This window comes from Burkholderia cenocepacia, assembly GCF_900446215.1.
In the GTDB taxonomy this organism is placed as follows: domain Bacteria; phylum Pseudomonadota; class Gammaproteobacteria; order Burkholderiales; family Burkholderiaceae; genus Burkholderia; species Burkholderia cenocepacia.
The window spans coordinates 420,481-439,397 of record NZ_UAQZ01000007.1; the positions used below are offsets into that span (position 1 = coordinate 420,481).

General features: G+C 68.1%; 22 protein-coding genes and 1 tRNA gene. 6 read left to right on the forward strand and 17 right to left on the reverse strand.

Annotated features, from left to right (window positions below; genetic code table 11):
- Positions 1-68: 68 nt before the first annotated feature.
- On the reverse strand, positions 69-1,310 hold the full coding sequence (locus DTA15_RS15850; RefSeq protein WP_006486714.1) for an MFS transporter: 1,242 nt from the start codon (positions 1,308-1,310) through the stop codon (positions 69-71).
- A gap of 139 nt (positions 1,311-1,449) precedes the next feature.
- Between DTA15_RS15850 and DTA15_RS15855 the strand changes: the two genes are divergently transcribed.
- Entirely contained in the window at positions 1,450-2,322 is an 873-nt protein-coding gene (locus DTA15_RS15855; RefSeq protein ID WP_006486745.1) for a LysR family transcriptional regulator, read from the forward strand.
- A 75-nt stretch (positions 2,323-2,397) separates the two neighbouring features.
- Here the strand turns inward: DTA15_RS15855 and DTA15_RS15860 are convergent.
- Positions 2,398-2,482 (reverse strand) — tRNA-Leu (locus DTA15_RS15860).
- Positions 2,483-2,624: 142 nt separating this feature from the next.
- Between DTA15_RS15860 and DTA15_RS15865 the strand changes: the two genes are divergently transcribed.
- Entirely contained in the window at positions 2,625-3,938 is a 1,314-nt protein-coding gene (locus DTA15_RS15865) for a leucine-rich repeat-containing protein kinase family protein (protein WP_034178267.1), read from the forward strand.
- A 15-nt stretch (positions 3,939-3,953) separates the two neighbouring features.
- Here the strand turns inward: DTA15_RS15865 and DTA15_RS15870 are convergent, their stop codons facing one another.
- The 8 genes from DTA15_RS15870 to DTA15_RS15905 all read right to left on the reverse strand — a co-directional run bounded on the left by DTA15_RS15870 (position 3,954) and on the right by DTA15_RS15905 (position 9,381).
- Positions 3,954-4,583, reverse strand: a complete 630-nt coding sequence (locus DTA15_RS15870; RefSeq protein WP_006493549.1) for a LysE family translocator — start codon at positions 4,581-4,583, stop codon at positions 3,954-3,956.
- A gap of 97 nt (positions 4,584-4,680) precedes the next feature.
- The gene (locus tag DTA15_RS38585) at positions 4,681-4,854 is read right to left on the reverse strand and encodes a hypothetical protein (RefSeq protein WP_006486739.1); all 174 of its coding nucleotides are present in this window, start codon (positions 4,852-4,854) and stop codon (positions 4,681-4,683) included.
- A 32-nt stretch (positions 4,855-4,886) separates the two neighbouring features.
- Entirely contained in the window at positions 4,887-5,330 is a 444-nt protein-coding gene (locus DTA15_RS15875; RefSeq protein ID WP_012493506.1) for a copper chaperone PCu(A)C, read from the reverse strand.
- Positions 5,331-5,422: 92 nt separating this feature from the next.
- Positions 5,423-5,788: a copper resistance CopC family protein gene (locus DTA15_RS15880; protein WP_006486759.1), complete on the reverse strand. Its 366-nt coding sequence runs from the start codon at positions 5,786-5,788 to the stop codon at positions 5,423-5,425.
- A gap of 290 nt (positions 5,789-6,078) precedes the next feature.
- Complete coding sequence (locus DTA15_RS15890) at positions 6,079-6,456, reverse strand: DUF2946 domain-containing protein (protein ID WP_012493505.1); 378 nt, start codon at positions 6,454-6,456, stop codon at positions 6,079-6,081.
- 92 nt (positions 6,457-6,548) lie between these two features.
- A complete protein-coding gene (locus DTA15_RS15895) occupies positions 6,549-7,043 on the reverse strand; it encodes an SRPBCC family protein (protein ID WP_012493504.1) in 495 nt (164 codons plus the stop codon).
- 58 nt (positions 7,044-7,101) lie between these two features.
- A complete protein-coding gene (locus tag DTA15_RS15900) occupies positions 7,102-7,404 on the reverse strand; it encodes a 2Fe-2S iron-sulfur cluster-binding protein (protein ID WP_006486753.1) in 303 nt (100 codons plus the stop codon).
- Between the two features lie 72 nt (positions 7,405-7,476).
- Positions 7,477-9,381, reverse strand: coding sequence for a sigma-54-dependent Fis family transcriptional regulator (locus DTA15_RS15905; RefSeq protein WP_006486755.1), 1,905 nt, complete (start codon positions 9,379-9,381; stop codon positions 7,477-7,479).
- Positions 9,382-9,557: 176 nt separating this feature from the next.
- Here DTA15_RS15905 and DTA15_RS15910 point away from each other — a divergent pair, with 176 nt between their 5' ends.
- Positions 9,558-9,833 carry a DUF2964 family protein gene (locus tag DTA15_RS15910; RefSeq protein WP_006498826.1) on the forward strand — a complete coding sequence of 92 codons (276 nt, stop codon included), beginning with the start codon at positions 9,558-9,560 and terminating at the stop codon, positions 9,831-9,833.
- Between the two features lie 240 nt (positions 9,834-10,073).
- Positions 10,074-10,361: a DUF1488 family protein gene (locus DTA15_RS15915; RefSeq protein ID WP_006486743.1), complete on the forward strand. Its 288-nt coding sequence runs from the start codon at positions 10,074-10,076 to the stop codon at positions 10,359-10,361.
- Between the two features lie 244 nt (positions 10,362-10,605).
- On the opposite strand, the gene DTA15_RS15920 is transcribed toward DTA15_RS15915, so the two are convergent.
- Positions 10,606-11,907 (reverse strand): NCS2 family permease, encoded by a 1,302-nt coding sequence (locus DTA15_RS15920; protein WP_006480751.1) that lies wholly within the window; start codon positions 11,905-11,907, stop codon positions 10,606-10,608.
- 121 nt (positions 11,908-12,028) lie between these two features.
- Between DTA15_RS15920 and DTA15_RS15925 the strand changes: the two genes are divergently transcribed.
- Complete coding sequence (locus DTA15_RS15925; RefSeq protein ID WP_006486741.1) at positions 12,029-12,280, forward strand: hypothetical protein; 252 nt, start codon at positions 12,029-12,031, stop codon at positions 12,278-12,280.
- Positions 12,281-12,707: 427 nt separating this feature from the next.
- Positions 12,708-12,986 (forward strand): hypothetical protein, encoded by a 279-nt coding sequence (locus DTA15_RS15935; RefSeq protein WP_006480752.1) that lies wholly within the window; start codon positions 12,708-12,710, stop codon positions 12,984-12,986.
- A 171-nt stretch (positions 12,987-13,157) separates the two neighbouring features.
- Here DTA15_RS15935 and DTA15_RS15940 read toward each other — a convergent pair whose 3' ends face one another.
- The 6 genes from DTA15_RS15940 to DTA15_RS15965 form a co-directional block, all read right to left on the reverse strand.
- Positions 13,158-13,532, reverse strand: coding sequence for a DUF2917 domain-containing protein (locus tag DTA15_RS15940; RefSeq protein ID WP_006493550.1), 375 nt, complete (start codon positions 13,530-13,532; stop codon positions 13,158-13,160).
- A 265-nt stretch (positions 13,533-13,797) separates the two neighbouring features.
- Positions 13,798-14,178 (reverse strand): DUF2917 domain-containing protein, encoded by a 381-nt coding sequence (locus tag DTA15_RS15945; RefSeq protein WP_006486718.1) that lies wholly within the window; start codon positions 14,176-14,178, stop codon positions 13,798-13,800.
- A 252-nt stretch (positions 14,179-14,430) separates the two neighbouring features.
- Positions 14,431-14,718 (reverse strand): hypothetical protein, encoded by a 288-nt coding sequence (locus DTA15_RS15950; protein ID WP_006486730.1) that lies wholly within the window; start codon positions 14,716-14,718, stop codon positions 14,431-14,433.
- 78 nt (positions 14,719-14,796) lie between these two features.
- Positions 14,797-15,702: a metal-dependent hydrolase gene (locus DTA15_RS15955; protein ID WP_012493501.1), complete on the reverse strand. Its 906-nt coding sequence runs from the start codon at positions 15,700-15,702 to the stop codon at positions 14,797-14,799.
- 29 nt (positions 15,703-15,731) lie between these two features.
- Positions 15,732-17,519, reverse strand: coding sequence for an SDR family oxidoreductase (locus DTA15_RS15960; protein WP_006493552.1), 1,788 nt, complete (start codon positions 17,517-17,519; stop codon positions 15,732-15,734).
- Between the two features lie 40 nt (positions 17,520-17,559).
- Positions 17,560-18,459 carry a M24 family metallopeptidase gene (locus DTA15_RS15965; RefSeq protein WP_006486262.1) on the reverse strand — a complete coding sequence of 300 codons (900 nt, stop codon included), beginning with the start codon at positions 18,457-18,459 and terminating at the stop codon, positions 17,560-17,562.
- Positions 18,460-18,917: the final 458 nt, after the last annotated feature.

Here is an 18,917-nt window from a genome sequence, read left to right on the forward strand (position 1 = left end):
CGGCCGGCGTGCGATGCAGGGTGCGCATCGCGCCGCGCTGCGTCTGGCCACGCGTGGCTGAGCGCGGCTCAAGCGCGGCTCAACCGCCGCGCCGCCAGCAATGCGATGACGAGCAGCACCGCGACGTACGCGGCGACGCTCGTCCACGCGCCGCGTTGCCAGAACGCGCCGCCGACCGAGCCGAGCACGCTCGACCCGACGTAGTAGGCGAGCAGATACAGCGAAGCCGCATGCCCCTTCGCGGCGCCCGCGAGCGCGCCGACCCAGCCGCTCGCGACCGAGTGGGCGACGAAGAAGCCGATCGTCACGAGCACGATGCCGACGACGATCGCGGCGAGCGAGTGCGACAGCGTCAGCGCGAGGCCCGCCGCGAACACGACGATGCCGCTGACGAGGACCGGCGCCCGCCCGAGACGATCGGCGAGCGCGCCGGCGCTCGACGACGACACCATCCCGAACAGGTACGCGCCGAAGATCAGCCCGCATGCGGTTGGGCTCAGGTTGAACGGCGCGGCCATGAGCCGGAACCCGGCGTAGTTGTAGATCGTCACGAACGCGCCCATCACGAGGAAGCCGATCGCGAATACGAACGGCAGGCGCCCGTGCTGCAATTGCGCGTGCCACAGCCGCAGGTGGTGACGCAGCGTCAGGTCGGTGCGCTTCACGAAGCGTCGCGACGGCGGCAGCAGCATCACGAACGCGATCGCCGCGAGCAGGTCGACGACGCCGATCGACAGCATCGCGGTTCGCCACGAGAAGTGCTCTTCGAGCGCGCTCATCCCGATCCGCCCGATCATGCCGCCGAACGCGGTCCCGCCGACATAGAGCCCCATCGAGAAGCCGAGGCCGTCCGCCGCGATTTCTTCCGCGAGATACGCCATCGCCACCGCCGGCACGCCGCCCAGCGCGAAGCCTTCGAGCGCACGCCAGACCAGCAGCAGGTGCCAGTTCGGCGACCACGCGGCGAGCAGGTTGAACAGCGCGGCCAGCGTCATCGACGCGAACATCAGCCCGCGCCGCCCGACGCGTTCGGACAGCGCGCCGGCGCACAGGATCGACACCGCGAGCATCCCGGTCGACAGCGACAGCGAGAGCGAACTCGACGCCGCGCCGACGTTGAACTCGCGGGCGAACGCGGGCAGCAGCGGCTGCACGCAGTACAGCAGCGAGAAAGTGGAAAAGCCGGCGAGGAACAGCGCGAATGCGATGCGCTTGTACGCGGCCGAGCGCGGGGACACACCGGCCGGCAGCGCATCGGGTGCGGTGTTCTGCGCGCCGGGCAGGGAACGGGAAATCGAAGCGGAGGACATGAAGGCACTCGTTGTGCGACGGAATACACGAATTCTTGCGCACGGTCATGTATATGTCCAATATATGAAATGAACCGCAGCCATATGTTTTAACACTGGCTGACGGGTTAATCCGACTCACCGCGAGGTCACGTCACGCATGGAACTCCGGCATCTCCGCTACTTTCTGGCCGTCGCGGCCGCGTCGAATTTCACGAAGGCCGCCGAAACGCTCGGCATCGGCCAGCCGCCGTTGAGCCAGCAGATCAAGGCGCTCGAGAACGAGCTCGGCGTGGAGCTGTTCAAGCGGACCGCGCGCGGCGCCGAGCTGACGCTGGCGGGCGAGGTGTTCGCGGAAGAGGCGCGACGCGTGCTCGACGATGCCGAGCGCGCGGCCCGGGCGGCCAGGCGCGCCGCGCGCGGGGAAACCGGCCATTTGCGGGTCGGCTTCACCGGCACGGCCGCGTTCAATCCGAAGGTGTCGGATCTGATTCGCCGCTTTCGGGAGGCGTTTCCGGAGGCCGAGCTGACGTTGCAGGAAGCGACGTCGGGGGTTTTGCTGGAGGCGCTCGAGGCCGGGCGCGTCGATGTCGCGATCGTGCGGCCCGAGCGTCGCGTCGCCGCGACGCTGCGGGTGTCGGACTGGGACGAGGAGCCGATGTTCGTCGCGCTGCCCGTCGCGCACCGGCTCGCGCAGCGGCGGCGCATCGAGCTGGCGGAACTGGCCGACGAGTCGTTCGTGCAGGTGCCGCGCGCGGCCGGCGGCGCGCTGTTCGACGACATCGTCGCCGCGTGCCGGGCCGCCGGGTTCGAGCCGCGCATGGCGCAACCGGCGCCGCAGATCGCGTCCGCGGTGACGCTGGTGGCGGCCGGGCTCGGCGTGTCGGTCGTGCCGAAGGCGATTACGCAGGTGCAGGTTCCCGGGGTCGTGTACCGGCCGTTCGCGGGTAACCGGTTTCGCGCCAGGCTGGCGATTGCGTCGCGCTGCGACGAGCCGTCGGCGGTGGTGCGGAATTTTTTATTGTTGGCGTAGCGGAAAACAAAAAACCCGCGCAGCCAAGTGCTGTCGCGGGTTTCAGAGAATGCTGGAATGCGGGGAAAACGCATCTGGTGCCGACGGCGAGACTCGAACTCGCACAGCTTTCGCCACTACCCCCTCAAGATAGCGTGTCTACCAATTTCACCACGTCGGCACTGCAAGGGGCGCAATTCTAACGTCACATCGCGCGTTTGTGAAGGGGGTGTGACAAGGTCGTGCACGGGTACTCGATCGATCCCGGTAGAATTCGTCCGATCGACCCGACGATCAACGCAACCGCCACCCGTTTTCTTCCCGTGACCCACACCCTCGAACACCTGCAGGCCGGCCAACTGGCGGGCGCGCGGCAACTCAAGCTCGCGTGCGGGCTGACCGAATTTCCGCGCGAGATCTTCGATCTGGCCGACACGCTCGAAGTGCTCGACCTGACCGGTAATGCGCTGTCCGCGCTGCCCGACGATCTGCCGCGGCTGCATCGCCTGCGCATCCTGTTCGCGTCGGGCAACCGCTTCACCGCTTTCCCTGGCGTGCTCGGCGCGTGCGAGCAGCTCGACATGATCGGCTTCAAGGCGAACCGGATCCGCACCGTGCCGCATGGCGCGCTGCCGCGTGCGCTGCGCTGGCTGATCCTGACCGACAACGCGATCGACGAACTGCCGGCCGACATCGGCGACTGTGCGCGGTTGCAGAAGCTGATGCTCGCCGGCAACCAGCTGCGCGCGCTGCCCGCGGAACTGGCCGCGTGCCGCGCGCTGGAACTGGTGCGCCTGTCCGCGAACCGGCTGGAGGCGTTGCCCGACTGGCTGCTGCGCCTGCCGCGTCTCGCATGGCTCGCCGTTGCCGGCAATCCGCTCGGCGCGGTGCCGGAGGCCGCGGCGTCCGCGGAACCGGACGTCGCGGAGATCGACTGGGCGGCGCTGTCATGCGAACAGAAGCTGGGCGAGGGCGCGTCGGGCGTCATTTACCGTGCGCAGTGGCGCGCGGACGGCCATCCGCCGCGCACGGTCGCGGTCAAGCTGTTCAAGGGCGCGGTGACGAGCGACGGCCTGCCCGATTGCGAAATGGCCGCGTGCCTGCATGCCGGCGGTCATCCGAACCTGATCCCGGTGATCGGCAAGCTGCGCGGGCATCCGGACGGCACGCGCGGCCTGGTGATGGCGTTGGTCGATCCGGTGCTGACGAACCTCGCCGGGCCGCCGAGCTTCGCGTCCTGCACGCGCGACGTCTACGCCGCCGATGCGAGGTTCGATCCGGCGCAAGCGGTGCGAATCGCGCACGGCATCGCGTCGGTCGCCGGTCATCTGCACGCGCGCGGCATCATGCATGGCGACCTGTATGCGCACAACATCCTGCACGACGGTGCAGGCGGCGCGTTGCTCGGGGATTTCGGCGCGGCGTCGCTGTACGACCCGAACGCGCGTATATGGGGCGCCCGGTTCGAGCGGCTCGAAGTGCGCGCGTTCGGCTATCTGCTCGGCGAATTGCTCGAGCGCTGTGGATCGCACGCCGACGCGCTCGATGCGCTGGCGGCGGCCTGTGTGAACGAGGACGTCGATGCGCGGCCGTCGTTCGACGAGATCACGGCCGCGCTGGCCGAGCGCATGCGCTGAACGGATGGGGTCGACTCATGCCTGCCGTGCACTCAGCAGCTTGATGCCGAGCCCGACGAACAGCAGCCCGCTCGCGCGCTTGAGCGCGCGTACCGCGCGGCTCATGCCGAAGCCGCGATGCAGGCGGCGCACGCCGGCCGAATAGACGCTGTGAACGACGACGACCGTGCACGCGATCGTCGCGTACATCACGACGAACTGCAGCGCGAGCGGCCGGTCGTGCACGACGAACTGCGGCATGAACGCGGACAGGAAGATCATCGTCTTCGGATTGCTGCCCGATACGAACAGCGCTTCGCGGAACAGCTTGCGGCGATCGGGCACGGCGATTTCCGTTGGGCCGCTCGATGCGGCGGCCTTGCGGTCGCCGCGCAACTGCCGGACACCCAGGACCATCAGGTACGCGGCGCCGATCACCTTCATCGCGACGAACAGCGGCGGCATCGCGGCCAGCACCGCGCCGACGCCGAGCGCGACCAGCAGCACGACCACACCCTGCGCGACGAGGTTGCCGGCGATCGTCGCCGCGGTGCCGTGCGCGCCGTAGCGCACCGTGTTGCGGATCACGAGCAGCACGTTGGGCCCCGGCGACAGCGTCGTCGCGAGATAGGCGGCGGTAAACAGCATCCAGGTCTGAATGGACATGCGGCGCTCCGAGAGGCGGTTCCGGCGGTCGGGATGACGCGATGATGCCACGCCAATAATGGCTCGGGCCGCCGCCGGAACCGTGCCGTCCGGCCTGTCAGCGCGCGTCGCGCATGCAGTACGCGGGAATCGACGGCGGTGTATCGATGGCGGCAGGCCGTGTCATCCACGCGATCCATGCGGCCCACAACCCGCAGACGATCAGTACCGCGACATTCAGCGGTGTCCGGTAGCGAACGATCAGGTCGGCCAGCGGCAGGCGGTCTTTCATGTGCGTCTCCTTCGATCGTGAGGCGGGCGGCGTTACTGGCCGGCGTAGGTCGGCGCTTTCGCGTCGCAGGTCACGGACACGGTCGAGCCGTCCGCGAAGTGCAGCCGGAACGGCACCTTCGCGCCGGGCGCGACGGCCTGGCGCGGCTCCTCCAGCATCACGTGATAGCTTTTCGGCTTGAACGTCACCGAGCCGTGCGCCGGCACGACGACCGAATCGACGTGCACCATCTTCGCGGTGCTGCCGCTCGTCTGCGTTTCATGCACCATCGCCATCCCGTAGGCGGGCGTGTCGATACCGGTCAGCGTCGCGGGCGCGTCGCCGTGGTTCTTCAGCGTGAAGTAGCCGGACGACGGCACCGTCGCCGGCATCGTGCGGATCCAGCACGCATCGGCCTGGATGGCCGGCGCGGCGAACGTGGCGGTGGCGTGCAGCGTCAGTGCCATGAGCAGGCCGGTCGGAATCGGGCGTTTCATCATGTGTTCTCCTTATTGGGTGCGATGCCGCGGGCATCGATGCGAATGCGCTCGGCACGAAGCGCCGATGCGCACCGCGTGCGTGCCATGCGTTACTTCAGCGTGAACGTGTAGCGGCCGTGCGTGCGATGGCCGTCGCTGGCCACCGCGATCCACGCGACCGTGTAGGTGCCGGGCTTCAGGTTCGCGAGTGGGACGTGCATTCGCTTCCGGTTGCCGGCGTCGACGGCCGATTTCCCGTCGACGACCGATTGCCCTTGGCTGTCGGTCACGGCGATCGAGCTGAACGCCGGCTCGAGCGCCTCGCCGAAATCGATCGTGACCGCGTGCGGCGCGGTGGACAGCGTGGCGTCGGGCGCCGGGTCCTGCGTTTTCGGGAGCGCATGCGCGTGGGCGGCCTGGATGACGACGAAGCCGAGTGCGGCGAGTGCGCCGCGAACGAAAAGGGTGGTTTTCATGGCTGGATGAGCGAATGACGAATCGGATGAAAAAACGGATTCGACGGACGGCTGCGCGGAGCGGCATCGATGCCGACGCCGGTCGGCGCGGACCTGCGCGGCCAGGCATTCGCATGCGGGCGAATGCGGGCGCGGCAATCCGAACCGGCGGCGGCCAACCACATGCCCGGCACGACGCCGTGCGCAGCAGGGTGAGACATGATCGTCCTTCGAAACGTGACACGTCGCGCACGCCGGCGGCGTGCGCGGACGGCGCGATGCACGACGGCATCACGCGCAATGACGACGGATCAGGACGTGAACGGTGGGGCGCGCGGTTGCGCGGACGTGAGCGGTAGCGCGCGGCGCAGGCTTTCGAAGCGGGTGGCCGCGCGATGCTCGATTGCGTGCACGTGAGCCGCGAACGTCAGTTCGGGCGCGGGCAGCGCGGGGGTATGGGCAAGCAGGCTGCAGTAGCCGCACGCCTGGAGATGGGCCTGCAGGCTTTTCGTCGCCGCATCGGCGGACGGCGTGCCGGCGGCCGGCGCGGACGAACAGTAGCCGGCCAGCAGCGCGTCGACGCGCCCTTGCGTGGTCAGCGCCTGCGAGATCGTCGGCGCGAGCGCCGTCATCAGGATGGCGAGCATCCCGATCAGACTGCCGATCTTCCGGAGACGACGACTCAGCATGCGATGCGCGGCGGCGGGTGGACGACGATGCCGCCGATTATGCCACGCACGTCGATGCGCCGGTCGGCGCGGACGTGCGGCGTAGCGGCGCGCTACGCGTGCAGCGCCAGATACTTTGCGATCAGCGTCATCTGCGCGGCCCAGCCCTGGTCGTTCATGTCGCGCGCGGTCGCGCGACGCGCTTCGATCAACTGGTCGAAGCCCGTTTCGGTGACGGTGAGCAGCGTGCCGCCCGCCTGCGCCGCGAGCGTGAACGTGACGAGCGTCATCGGCTCGGACGCGTAATCGACATTCGGATCGATCGCGAACGGATGCCAGCGAAACGAGAACAGTTGCTTGGGTTCGATACGGTCGACGACGATTTCGAACACAGTGCCCGCATAGGGCTCCTGCGCCTTGGCGACGTCGTCGTCGACGCGGGTGGGGGTGATGCGGCCGAACAGCGACTGGCCGGCCTCGAACGGGCCGTCGAACGACACGCCGAACCACTGGCCGAATTCGCCGGAATTGCTCACGGCTGCCCAGACGCGGTCGGGCGATGCGGCGAGCAGCGTCTGTTTTTCGATGCGATCGGTTGGCTGGACCATCACGTTCTCCATGCAGGATCGAGCGTTGCAGGGCGACGCGCGCGGTCGCGCGCCGTGTTTAGTCGAGCATGACCGCGTCGGGCACGTCGAGCACGAGGTCCGACGTCGCGACGGCCACGCACGGCAGCGTATAGCCGTCGGCCTTTTCCTCGCGGGAGAGCCCCGGCCATTCGATCGTGTAGCGTACGCTGCCGCTGACGATCCGGCAAAGGCAGCTTCGGCACGTGCCGTTGCGGCACGAGCGCGGCAGCGATACGCGCGCGAATGCGGCGGCTTCGAGCACGGTCAGCGCATCGGGCGCGTCGAAGGTGGCGCCGAGCGGCTCGATGCGCACGACGGGCGGGTGTTCTGGATCGGTCATGACTGAAGCGGGCGGCGGTTCGGCGGCAACGCGCCAAGCATACCCGAACGCGCCGGCCGCCGGCCGTGTGCATCAGTGCCGCCGCAGATACCGGTACACGGTATTGCGGGCGAGGCCGAGTTCGCGCGCGGCCGCCGACACGTTGCCGCCGTGCCGCGCGAGCACCGCGTCGATCATCGCGGCCTGGTGGCTTTGCAGCGTCGTGCCTTCGTGCTTGCCGGCCGATGGGGCCGGGGTGGCCGCCGCTGGCCCAGCCGGCGCATCGTCGCAGTCGAGCCAGAAATCGTCGGGCAAATGCGCGAGCGTGATTTCGGCTTCGTCTTCGGCGAGCATGCCGGCCGTGCGCAGCACGTTGGTCATCTGCCGCAGGTTGCCGGGCCAGCGATGGCGCGCGAACGCATCGAGCACGTCGGCCGCGAGACGGCGCGGCATCGGCTCGCTGCGCGCGAGCCGCGCGAGGATGCGCTCGACGAGCGCCGGCAGGTCGGTGCGGGCGGCAAGCGCCGGCAGCGTGACCGCGAGCCCGTTGATCCGGTAGAACAGATCCTCGCGGAACGTGCCTTCCGCGATCATCGCGCGCAGGTCGCGGTGAGTCGCGCAGACCACCCGCACGTCGACCGGCACCGCGCGTGCGCCGCCGAGCGGCATCACCGCGCGCTCCTGCAGCACGCGCATCAGCCGCACCTGCTGCGCGAGCGGCATGTCGCCGATTTCATCGAGAAACAGCGTGCCGCCGTCGGCCTGCGCGATCTTGCCGGGGCTGCCGCGCTTGCGTGCGCCCGTGAACGCGCCGTCTTCGTAGCCGAACAGCTCGGCCTCGATCAGCGAATCGGGCAGCGCCGCGCAGTTGACCGCGACGAACGGGCCGTCCGCGCGCGGCGACGCCTGGTGCAGCGCGCGGGCGAGCCATTCCTTGCCGGTGCCCGTCTGGCCGAGGATCAGCAGCGGCAGGTCGCGCCCGCGGATCTTCGCGACGCGTTCGAGTACGGCGGCCATGCGCGCGTCGCCGGTGTCGAGCGTCGCGAACGTGATCGCGTCCGGGTCCGGTGCTCGCACGCGCGCAGCCGGCGCCGGCGGCGTGACGGCGACGGTCGTTTTCTGCGCTTCCGGGAATTCGCAGCGGGCGAGCACGCGCACGCCGGTCGACAGCGTGAGGCAGAACGTGGCGCCCGGCGCGCGCGCGGCCTGCTGCGCGAGCTGGGCGAAGCGCATGCCGAACAACGCGTCGCTCGCCTGATGCTGCAGTGCGTCGAACGACGCGCCGAGCTGGAACTGGGCGCTGCGGTTCGCGGCGATCAGCCCGCCGTCGGGGCCGAAGGCGACGAGCCCGGCGAACAGCGAATCGACGCAATCCTCGTGCGCGTGAAAGCGCAGCCGCAGCGCTTCGCCGCACTGGTTCGCGAACAGGTGGTTCTCGATCAGTTGCGCGGACATTCGCACCAGCGCGAGCGTATGCGGGCTGGAGCCGCGCGGGTCGCCGCTCACGTCGAGCGTGCCGAGCGTGCGGCCGAACGGATCGACGATCGGCGCGCATGCGCAGGTGAGGATGTGGTTCGCGCGCAGGAAATGTTCGGAGCCGTGCACGACCACGGCGTGGCCCGACGCGAGCGCGGTGCCGATCGCGTTGGTGCCGCGCGCGCCTTCGGCCCACGACACGCCGTTGCACAACGCGACGCGGTTCGCTTTCTCGATGAAGTCCGCGTCGCCGATGCTGTGCAGGATCACGCCGTCGGCATCGGTCAGCAGCACGAGGCTTTGCGTCTCGGCGATCTGCGCGTGGAGGTCCTCCATCACCGGGCGGGCGTGCGAGAACAGCGTGTGGTTCGTGTCGAGCAGTTCGCGCAGCGCGACGCGCGACAGCGGCGAGAAATCGGGGCGTTCGTGCGCGCGCAGGCCGACCGCGGTCGAACGCGCATGCGCCTGCGCGAGCAGGTCGGTACGCCCCGCGGTGGCGGGCAGCACGAAGGGTTGCGGCATGATGTGTCTCCTGTTCCCGGGGCCGACCGGATCGGAATCGGCGGCGGAGTGCGGCTCCGCTCGCGGTGCACCATTCGGCGCGACGGCCGACCGTCCGGGTACGCATCATCATACAAGCGCCACGTGCGATGCGCGACCGCGAACAAAATCCCCTTGCTTTTAAGCGCCCGCCTGCAATGATGGAAATGGAGCACGCACGCGCCGTGTTCCGCAGTGCAACATGCATGCGACGCGACATGCATCCGTTCGGGAGACGCATCATGGTTCGGGCGGAACTGAGAGTCGTGCTGGCGGCCATCGCCACTTTCATCATGCTGGGCGGCATTGCCGTGGCGATCCACGGATTGCTGTTCGATCTGACCGATGCGGTGAGATACGGGGCGGCCGCGATTGCGGTGGGCGTCACGACCGCCGCGATCGCGCTCAACATCTGGCCGACCGATCCGCACTGACGTCCGTTGCTGAAACGGTGCCGGATGCCGCGCAGATCAGACGAAATGCGCGTCGGAACGACGCATACCGAAATTTTTGTGTCCCGCGCGAAACCGTCTAAAGTGGAATTCAACCGGCATGCATCGACCGCGCCACACCCCGCGGTCGGGGCCTCCGCTGGCGAGCCCGCGTACATTTCGTCCGGCCGGTAGCGGACGACGGACGCGGTCATTCGTTTTCTACCGGTCGAGGCGGCGCCCATGCAGATCCATTTCACGAACGAGAAGCCTGAGTATTCGGGGCGTGACCTGATGCTGGGGTTCACGGCACTGGTCAATGGCGAGCGCGTCCAATGTCAGATCACCGCCGAGGCGCTGGAAGACCACTTCGGTGCGGCGTCGCCGCGCTTCGAGGACATGGTCGGCGCATTCGACCAGCACCGCGAGCGCATCGAGGCGGCCGCACGGCGCCTGCTGTCGGAAACGCGCGCGCAGTGCGTGACGCTGCGCAGCGGCTATGTGCGTTTCTACGAGGCCAACTGGCGCTGACGACACGACGCTCGTCCGGCGGCGCGCGCGACCGAGCGCGGCGCACGAAGACGTTGCCTTTCACGCAATGCCGTTCGGTGGGGCCGGGCGGCATTTTCGTATGCGGGCCGGGCGGGATGGTCGACCATCGATAGGGACGTGCGCGTCGATTCGTCAGGATCGCGGATGAATCGTGCGAAAACGAAAACGCCACCCGAAGGTGGCGTTTTTTCGTTGCATCGTGCGGCGCGGCGATGCGCTTCGCTTACTCGCTGCCCAGATAGAAGAAGCGGAACAGGAACACGGCCGCGATGATCCAGACGATCGGCTTGACCGTGCGGCCCTGGCCCGTCAGCAGCTTGAGGCCGCCGTACGCGATGAAGCCGAACGCGACGCCGTTCGCGATCGAATACGTGAACGGCATCAGCAGCGCGGTCAGCGCGGCCGGCACGGCTTCCGTCGCGTCGTCCCACGGCACCTCGACCATCTCGCGCAGCATCAGGCACGACACGTACAGCAGCGCGGGCGCCGTTGCATAGGCCGGCACGACGCCGGCGAGCGGCGCGATGAACAGGCACGCGAGGAACAGCACCGCGACGGTGATCGCCGTCACGCCGGTGCGGCCGCCGGCCTGCACGCCCGACGCGCTTTCGATGTACGCGGTGGTCGACGACGTGCCGAGCACCGAGCCCGCGACGATCGCCGTGCTGTCGGCGAGCAGCGCCTTGTTCAGGCGGTTCATCTTGCCTTCGACGAGCAGGCCCGCGCGATTCGCGACGCCCATCAGCGTGCCCGTCGCGTCGAACAGCTCGACGAGGAAGAACACGAGGATCACGTTGATGATGCCGGTCGACAGCGCGGCGCCGATGTCGAGCTTGAACAGCGTCGCGTCGATCGACGGTGGCGCGGAGAACACGCCGTGGAACTGGTTGCCGGCGAAGAAGAACGACAGGATCGTCACGCCGATGATGCCGATCAGGATCGCGCCGCGTACGCGCAGGTGGTCGAGCGTGACGATCGTGAAGAAGCCGACGATCGCGAGGATCGTCTCGTGCTTGTGCAGGTCGCCGAGCGTGACGAGCGTGGCCGGGTTGCCGACGATCACGCCCGACGTCTTCAGCGAGATGATGCCGAGGAACAGGCCGATGCCGGCGGTGATGGAAATCCGCAGCGATTTCGGAATGCCGTTGACGATTGCCTCGCGCACGCGGAACAGCGTGACGAGCAGGAACAGGCAGCCGGAGATGAACACCGCGCCGAGCGCCGCCTGCCACGTGAAACCCATCCCCTTGACGACCGTGTACGCGAAATACGCGTTCAGGCCCATGCCGGGCGCGCAGGCGATCGGGTAGTTCGCGTACAGCCCCATGATGATCGACGCCAACGCCGCGACGAGGCAGGTCGCGACGAACACGGATTCCTTCGGCATGCCGGCGTCGCCGAGAATCGCGGGGTTGACGAAGATGATGTAGGCCATCGTCAGGAACGTGGTGACGCCCGCGAGTATTTCGGTGCGGAAGTCGGTGCCGGCTTCAGCGAAGCCGAAATACCGCTTGATGGATTCCATGAAGGCGTTTCTCCGGTCGGGTTGTCGTGTTGATTGTTGTGCCGAATTGTTGTAAAGGCAGCGCGCGGCCGGCTAACTGTAACCAGCCACTATTGTCCGGCTATCGGCGGATTGTAATAGCGTGGATAGCTCGGACGATATAGTTGGGGGCACGATCGGTTGCCTGCGCGCGAACGGTCTGGCAGCACGCCCGCGCGACGAAGGCGCGCATTTTACCGGTTCGCGCGGCGCGGGCCGGCAGAAATGGCTGAAACGGCGGGAGCGGTGGAAACGACGGGAAGCGACGGGAAGCGGCGCGGGGCAGGCGGGCGAGACGGGCCGATGCGTGCGCAACGGCACGCTGGCGGCATCGCACGCGGCCGGTGCGCGATGACATGCGACTGAAACGCAGCGCCCGCATGCTGCACGAACGCGGTGCAGGCGGCGGTGCGCGCGAACGCGCGTGCGCGGCCGATGCGGATGCGCGGCCGCGGCGTGCGGCGGCCATTCGTCAGTCCAGGCCGTTGCAGGTATCGGGCTATCGTGCGCCGAAGCCGTCCCGTGCGCAACAGTCATTTCGCGATGCGGGGACGACTGTGGTTTCTGTGTAAAAGATTGCAAGACCCCATCGCGTAAACCGGCAAGTCTTTCTAGGATAGATACACCGCGCATGCACACGCCGGCCGGTCATTGCCGACGCGGGGGAGTCGCAGTCCGTGCAGGCCAGGCGGTGAATGGCGGTCAAGGCCGTTGCGCGTTTGGGCAGGCACGGCCGGTTGCGATTGCCCGATGCGGGTTCGTCCGTAATCACGGAGGTCAGCATGTTGAACTGGATCAGCCGCTGGGCGATGCGACACGCCCCCACGCCGGAAAAAACCGCTGCGTCGATGCTCGTGACGGCGCGCATGGAACTGTTCGCAGCCGAACAGCGCGTCATCGATGCGAAATTACAGGCGGATTACTGGCGCACACGTGTGTCATTCCTCGAAGAGGTGCAGAAGCAGGGCATCGATCCGTGGGTGACCTCGCAGGCCGCGCAACGTCCCGACCTCGATTCCACTCCACGAAGCACGGGCCCGCGTCTCGCCGCCAGCACCTGATGCCTTTGCTGCATCCCGTCGCTGCGCACGGCGCGCGATCGCTCGCGGCATGCACCGGCGTGCCGCGTCCTTCGATGCGCACCTGCGGCGCGTTGCGCCGCGGGTGCGCCCGTTTCCGGTCGCGGCCGCTCCGCGTGTCGCGCGCGTGACGCGTGCGACACGGCACGTCGCTCATCCGCTCCTTCTCCCTATCCCGACGAGCAAACGTTGCACTTGCGCGAGCATGCGCTTGACGCGCTCGCCGCGCCGCACGTACGCGGTCGTGATCGTCGCTTCGGCCGACCGGTCGGCATCGGTGCCGAGCCAGATGCGCTCGCCGCGTGCGATACGCAGCACCTCGCCGGGCCGCACCCAGTGATCGTCGACGCTCGGCGGCCGCGTGATCCACAGCGCCGCGCCGTGCGCGCGGATCTCCGCATCCTGCGGCGCGCGCCAGGTCATCGTCGTGCGTGGCGCGACCGCGAAACGGATCACGACGGTCGGTAATGCGATCGTGCCGGCGTGGCGCCGATCGCGGCGTTCAAACAGCGGGCTTGCCTGGTCCATCGTCTTCTCCATTCAGTGAGCCGGACGGATGACGTGCACCAGAACAAAAAGGCCTCATCCGTTTCCGGCGAGGCCTTGTGTGACATGCGGTACTGCCCGATTGCTAACGCACAAGCGCCTCCCGTGATCCATTCTTTCGAATGTTCACCGGGCAATGCATCGTGATGGCGATGAGCTTGAACGTAGGCATGCGAACGATTTTGTTGTCGGCGTGCGGCGTTGTCAACGACTATTTTCGGGATATGCACGGGCGATACAGGATGCGTCACTCGCGCGTTCTTCGACCTCGTCTGCCCAGCATGTCGCGCATCCGTGCGATCGCCCGCCCCAGCGACGTATCGCGCCGCATCACGTACGCGGTCGCGATCGACGCTTCGGCGGGCTGGGCGTCGCCGGCGCCGATCCAGATGCGGTCACCGCGCCGTACGCGCAGCACGTCGCCGGTGCGCAGCCGGTAATCGTCGATGCTGCCGAGCCGCGTGATCCACAGCGTTGCGTCGTGTACGCGAATCTCGGCGTCGTGCTGCGCGCGCCACGTCAGCGTCTTGCCGGGCGCGACCATGAAATGCAGCTCGACGCTCGGCAATGCGATCGTATCGGTGCGGCACCGATCGGGGCAGACAACCAGCCGGCTTGCGTGGTCCATCGTCATCTCCATCCGTTGAGCCGGTCGGGATGACGCGCACCCCAAACAAAAAGGCCTCATCCGTTTCCGGCGAGGCCTCGTGATATGCGTGACTGAATCTCGATGCTAACGCACAAGCGCCTCCGGTGATCGCCGCGTATGGGCGTTCACTCGGTTTTCATGCGCGATGGCGACGGGCTTGAGCATAGGCATGCGAACGAGTGTGTCGTGGCCGCGCTGCCGTGTCAACGGCAATTTCGAGATACGTGGCGGTTACGCGTCGCGTTGCGCGAGGCCGTTCACGAGCAGTTCCGACAGCAGGCCCGTCATCCCTTCCGGGTGCGTGGCCGCGCGTGCCTTCAGCTGTTCGACGAGCGCGGCGTTGAGCTTGCACGCGAACGGCACGAGGCCCTGTTCCTGGTCGAGCTTGCGCTGCGCGCGGCGGTCCAGCTTGGCCGCTTCGTCGGCGCCCTTGCCGAAACGCGCGGAGCTCGACTGCTTCATCGCGTGCGTCAGTTTGAGCGCCTTGTTCTTTTCGAGATCGGTTTTCTTCATGGCCATCGCGGCACCTCCGGGAAATGAAGCCGCGATTGTACGCATTTCGGCGGGCGCCGCCTGCCGGGCCGGCCGAAAACCCGGTCACGCGCCTTTCGTCGTGCCCCAGTTGCCGCCGTGCGCGGCCGCCTGCGCAGCCGGCGAGCGGGCGAGGTACGCGAGCGCCTGCTCGGTCGAGCCTTCGTGATGCGGCGTATAGCCCGGCTTGAAATAGCGCAGCGCCGCGCCGATCACCTTCCAGAACGACGGCAGGTGCCCGCGCCGCGAACCCTGCCACCACGCGAGCACGAAGCCCGGGTAGCGGCCGGCGTCCGGATCGCGCCGGTACATGAATTTCGCGCCGGTCGTGATGTAATAGAGCAGCAGCAGGATCACGAACGCCATGTGCACGCACCGCTCCGGATAGGTGCCGCCCATATGCCGGTAGATGTCGAACGCGACGGTGCGGTGCTCGACTTCCTCGGCGCCGTGCCAGCGCAGCAGGTCGACCATCGTCGGGTCGGCGCGGCCTTCGTCGAGTCCGTGCGCGTTGAGCACCCAGTTGCCGAGATAGCCGAAGAAATGCTCGAGCGACGCGATCACGGCCAGTTGCTGCCGCAGCCAGAAGCGCGTATGGCCGATCTTCAGCCCGAACGGGGCTTCGCCCAGCACGCGCGTGAACAAACGGTTGAGCTTCTGCGTGAACGGCTTCGTGTCGATGCCGTGGCGGTCGTAGTAGTGCTTCAGCACGCCGCCGTGCGAGCGCGAATGCACGGCTTCCTGCCGCAGGAAGCCTTCGGCTTCGTCGCGCAGGCGTGCATCGGTGATCAGCGGCAGCGCCTTGTTGTACACGCGGCAGAACCACAGCTCGCCTTCCGGGAACAGCAGGTTCAGCGTGTTGATGATGTGCGTGCTGCCCGGATCGTTCGGCACCCAGGTGACCGGCGTGTCGCTGAAGTCGAACTTCACGTGCCGGGCCTTGATCTTGTGATAGTCGGCGGTATCGGTCATGTTGTCTCCCAGTGCGGCGTCGTGCGCCGTCAATGCGATGCCATGCTGACGCGGGCGATCATCCGGCCGAGCCACGGCATGAAGCGGCCGACGAAGCGCAGCGCGTGCGCTTCGCCGCCGACCGCGACGACGGGGCGGTTGCGCAGCACGCCGTCGACCATCGCCTGCGCGACGGTTTCCGGTTTCAGGCCGCGCATCTGGTACAGCTTCGTCGCGCGCTTGCGCAGCCGCGCTTCGTCCTGCGCGTTGGCGCCCGCATAGTGCGTCGACGCCATGATTCCCGTCTCCGCGAAACCGGGGCACACGGCCGTCACGCCGATGCCTTTGTCCGCGAGTTCCGCGCGCATGCATTCGCTGAGCATCAGCACCGCGGCCTTGGTCGTCGCATAGGCGGGCAGGTCCCGCGACGGGCCGAATGCGGCTGCCGACGCGGTATTGACGATATGCCCGCCGGTGCCGCGCGCGGCCATCTGCTGCGCGAACAGCCGCGAGCCGTGGATCACGCCCCATAGGTTCACGTGCAGGATCCGCTCCCAGTGCCGCGCGCTCGTGTCGAGGATGCCGCCGGCCATGCCGATGCCCGCGTTGTTGATCACGACGTCCGCGCCGCCGAGTTCGCTGCCGACCCAGGCCGCGAGCGCTTCCATCTCGTCGGCGGACCCGACGTCGACGCGTTTCGCATGCGCGTGCGCGCCGGTCAGCCCGATCAGCAGTGCGGTGCGCTCGGCGCTCGTGAGATCGATGTCGCATGCGACGACCGTCGCGCCCTCGCGTGCGAAGGCCAGCGCCGCGCAGCGGCCGATGCCGCTGCCCGCGCCGGTGACGACCGCGACCTTGCCGCTGAAGCGCCCGCTGGTGGCGCGGCGGCGCGCGTTCGCGAGCGCGGGCGGTTCGTTGCCGGATTCGACTGCGTCGATCAATTGCCCGGCGAGATCCGCGAAGCGCGCGGGATCGGCGAGCGGCAGCCAGTGACCGGCCGCGACTTCGCGGCGGTAGTACTGCGGCACCCAGCGCGACAGGTTTTCGGACAGCGCGGGGCTCACGTACTTGTCGCCGAGCGGCACGATCGTCTGCACCGGTGCGTGCGCGTAGCGTTCGCGCGGCGCGAACAGGCAGCGGATGAAGTTCGCGCGATACAGGCGCACGCCGCGCGCGCCGTCGTCGGCCTGCGTCGGGCGCGGCGCGGCGGGCGTTTTCTCGAGCCGGCGCAGCAGGCCCGGCCACGCGCGGCCGAGCCACAGCCGCCAGCCGAGTTCGGGGAGGAACGGCAGGTGGAACAGGTACACGTACCACGAGCGCACGAGCTGGCCGCCGAGCTTGGCGAGCGACGCGGGCGTCGGCCGCAGCACGCGTTCGCGCAGCCAGAAGCCGACGTGGTCGAGGCACGGCCCCGAGCACGACGTGTACGACGCGATGCGGCCGGCCAGGCGCGGATCGGTGACGAATTCCCAGCCCTGGATCGAACCCCAGTCGTGTGCGACGAGGTGCACGGCGCGGCCGGGGCAGAGCGCATCGATCACCGCGACGAAATCGTCGGTCAGCTTCGAGAGATGGTAGTCGGCCGTGCGCGTCGGCACGCCGGACAGGCCCGCGCCGCGCACGTCGTACGCGATCACGTAGTGCCGGCGCGCGAGCAGCGGCGCGACATGCTGCCAGACGCTGCTGTCGTCGGGATAGCCGTGCACCAGCACGACCGGCGAGCGGGCCGGGTCGCCCCAGGTCCGGACCGCGAGCGTCAGGTCGCCGGAGGCGACCGCCGTTTCGTTGTGAACCGATTCGAACAGGGCCAGCGGCGCTTCGTCGGAAAGAGGCTGCATCGTGAGTCCGTCGTTCAGGGATTCGTGAGGAAGGGGCGCGTCAGGCGGCGGCCGGCACGGTCGACGCCGCCTGCGCGCGTCCGGCCTGGCGGCGCTGCCAGCGGCGCACGTGCGGCAGGTCCTCGTCGAGCCAGTACGCGTCGTCGTCGGTGATCACCAGCAGTTCCTCGAATTTCGCGCCGACGCCGGCGAAGCCGAGATGCGGCTCGACGGCCCACAGGCCCGGCACGGGCGCATGCTCGGAGCGGCGGTCGATCGACCACAGCGGCGACCAGCCTTGCTGCTTCGCCGCGCGGCCCTGGTCGAGCAGCAGGTTGCGCGTCGCGTTCAGCCCGAAGCGCGCGACGAAGCGCGGCTTCGACAGCTTGTGGATCTTCGCGACGCGATGCGCGAGCACCTTGAACGGATAGGCCTTGTGGCGCGGCTCGACGCCCTGGCGGCGGCACAGCGCGTCGACTTCCTGCGCGACTTCCGCCATCGACCGGCGCTCCTTCACGAGCCGCACGATCATGTCGCGATGGTCCATCAGGTCGTCCTGCAACTGCTCGAGGATCGGGTTGTGGCCCAGGCAGTGCGCGTAGCCGACGTCGGCGACGATGCCGTCGAGCACCGGTGCGACGTCGAGGATCACCGGCATGTCGGTTTCGAGTTGCCGGTTGCTCGGAAAGAACGCGAGATTGAAGCCGCCCATGTGCTTGAGGCCCGAGAAGCCTTCGAACGCGGTGCGGTCGCCGAACCACGCGAACGGCTTGTGCAGCCAGTCGTGCACGCCGTTGTCCTGCAGCCATTCGGTCAGGAGGCGCGCGGCTTCCTTCTCGGTGATGCCGGGGTAGAGCATCGCGCCGACGGTTTCGACGCAGCGGTACGCCAGTTGCTGGACCGCGCGGAATTGCGGCAGCTCGTCGAGGTGGACTTCCGGCAGCGGATGGTGGTCGGCCATGATGCGTCTCCATGTGTCGGCCCGCGTTCGCGTCTCGGCGCAACGCGGGTCCTGGGCAAGGCTGGGGTGCTGATCCGGAATGCATCCGCCGGCGTCCATCGCCACACGGTTATTCAGTCAGCATTTAATGTGTCATTGAGCAATGTAATGATCATAGCCGGTTCGACGTCGCGCGCCAGCCCCCGGAGATGAGGGCTTCTCCTAATGAAGGGCCGAAATGGAGGGGAAGCTCTAGATTTCCGGCGAGCGGGGCCGGATGGTCGTTGCTTGTTCATGCTTGCCGAACGGGGAAACCGGTCGGGGCACCCCATGCAAGGCTTCCGCACGGCCCGGCATGTCGCGCCGGATCAACTCGCCGTCGTGTCGCGGCGGGACGCTGTCAAATTGCCGAAATAATTTCGTCACATCATCCGCCCCGATTCGAAGCCTTTGCGGCTTCGCGAGGCCGGTGTGTCGCG

Coding starts and splice junctions, on each gene's coding strand:
- DTA15_RS15945 (WP_006486718.1), bottom strand. CDS start 14,178: ATGGACCACGCAAGCCGGCTGGTTGTCTGCCCCGATCGGTGCCGCACC.
- DTA15_RS15955 (WP_012493501.1), bottom strand. CDS start 15,702: ATGACCGATACCGCCGACTATCACAAGATCAAGGCCCGGCACGTGAAG.
- DTA15_RS15895 (WP_012493504.1), bottom strand. CDS start 7,043: ATGGTCCAGCCAACCGATCGCATCGAAAAACAGACGCTGCTCGCCGCA.
- DTA15_RS15870 (WP_006493549.1), bottom strand. CDS start 4,583: ATGTCCATTCAGACCTGGATGCTGTTTACCGCCGCCTATCTCGCGACG.
- DTA15_RS15905 (WP_006486755.1), bottom strand. CDS start 9,381: ATGCCGCAACCCTTCGTGCTGCCCGCCACCGCGGGGCGTACCGACCTG.
- DTA15_RS15855 (WP_006486745.1), top strand. CDS start 1,450: ATGGAACTCCGGCATCTCCGCTACTTTCTGGCCGTCGCGGCCGCGTCG.
- DTA15_RS38585 (WP_006486739.1), bottom strand. CDS start 4,854: ATGAAAGACCGCCTGCCGCTGGCCGACCTGATCGTTCGCTACCGGACA.
- DTA15_RS15950 (WP_006486730.1), bottom strand. CDS start 14,718: ATGGCCATGAAGAAAACCGATCTCGAAAAGAACAAGGCGCTCAAACTG.
- DTA15_RS15880 (WP_006486759.1), bottom strand. CDS start 5,788: ATGAAAACCACCCTTTTCGTTCGCGGCGCACTCGCCGCACTCGGCTTC.
- DTA15_RS15850 (WP_006486714.1), bottom strand. CDS start 1,310: ATGTCCTCCGCTTCGATTTCCCGTTCCCTGCCCGGCGCGCAGAACACC.
- DTA15_RS15935 (WP_006480752.1), top strand. CDS start 12,708: ATGTTGAACTGGATCAGCCGCTGGGCGATGCGACACGCCCCCACGCCG.
- DTA15_RS15915 (WP_006486743.1), top strand. CDS start 10,074: ATGCAGATCCATTTCACGAACGAGAAGCCTGAGTATTCGGGGCGTGAC.
- DTA15_RS15910 (WP_006498826.1), top strand. CDS start 9,558: ATGATGGAAATGGAGCACGCACGCGCCGTGTTCCGCAGTGCAACATGC.
- DTA15_RS15900 (WP_006486753.1), bottom strand. CDS start 7,404: ATGACCGATCCAGAACACCCGCCCGTCGTGCGCATCGAGCCGCTCGGC.
- DTA15_RS15920 (WP_006480751.1), bottom strand. CDS start 11,907: ATGGAATCCATCAAGCGGTATTTCGGCTTCGCTGAAGCCGGCACCGAC.
- DTA15_RS15890 (WP_012493505.1), bottom strand. CDS start 6,456: ATGCTGAGTCGTCGTCTCCGGAAGATCGGCAGTCTGATCGGGATGCTC.
- DTA15_RS15960 (WP_006493552.1), bottom strand. CDS start 17,519: ATGCAGCCTCTTTCCGACGAAGCGCCGCTGGCCCTGTTCGAATCGGTT.
- DTA15_RS15940 (WP_006493550.1), bottom strand. CDS start 13,532: ATGGACCAGGCAAGCCCGCTGTTTGAACGCCGCGATCGGCGCCACGCC.
- DTA15_RS15965 (WP_006486262.1), bottom strand. CDS start 18,459: ATGGCCGACCACCATCCGCTGCCGGAAGTCCACCTCGACGAGCTGCCG.
- DTA15_RS15875 (WP_012493506.1), bottom strand. CDS start 5,330: ATGAAACGCCCGATTCCGACCGGCCTGCTCATGGCACTGACGCTGCAC.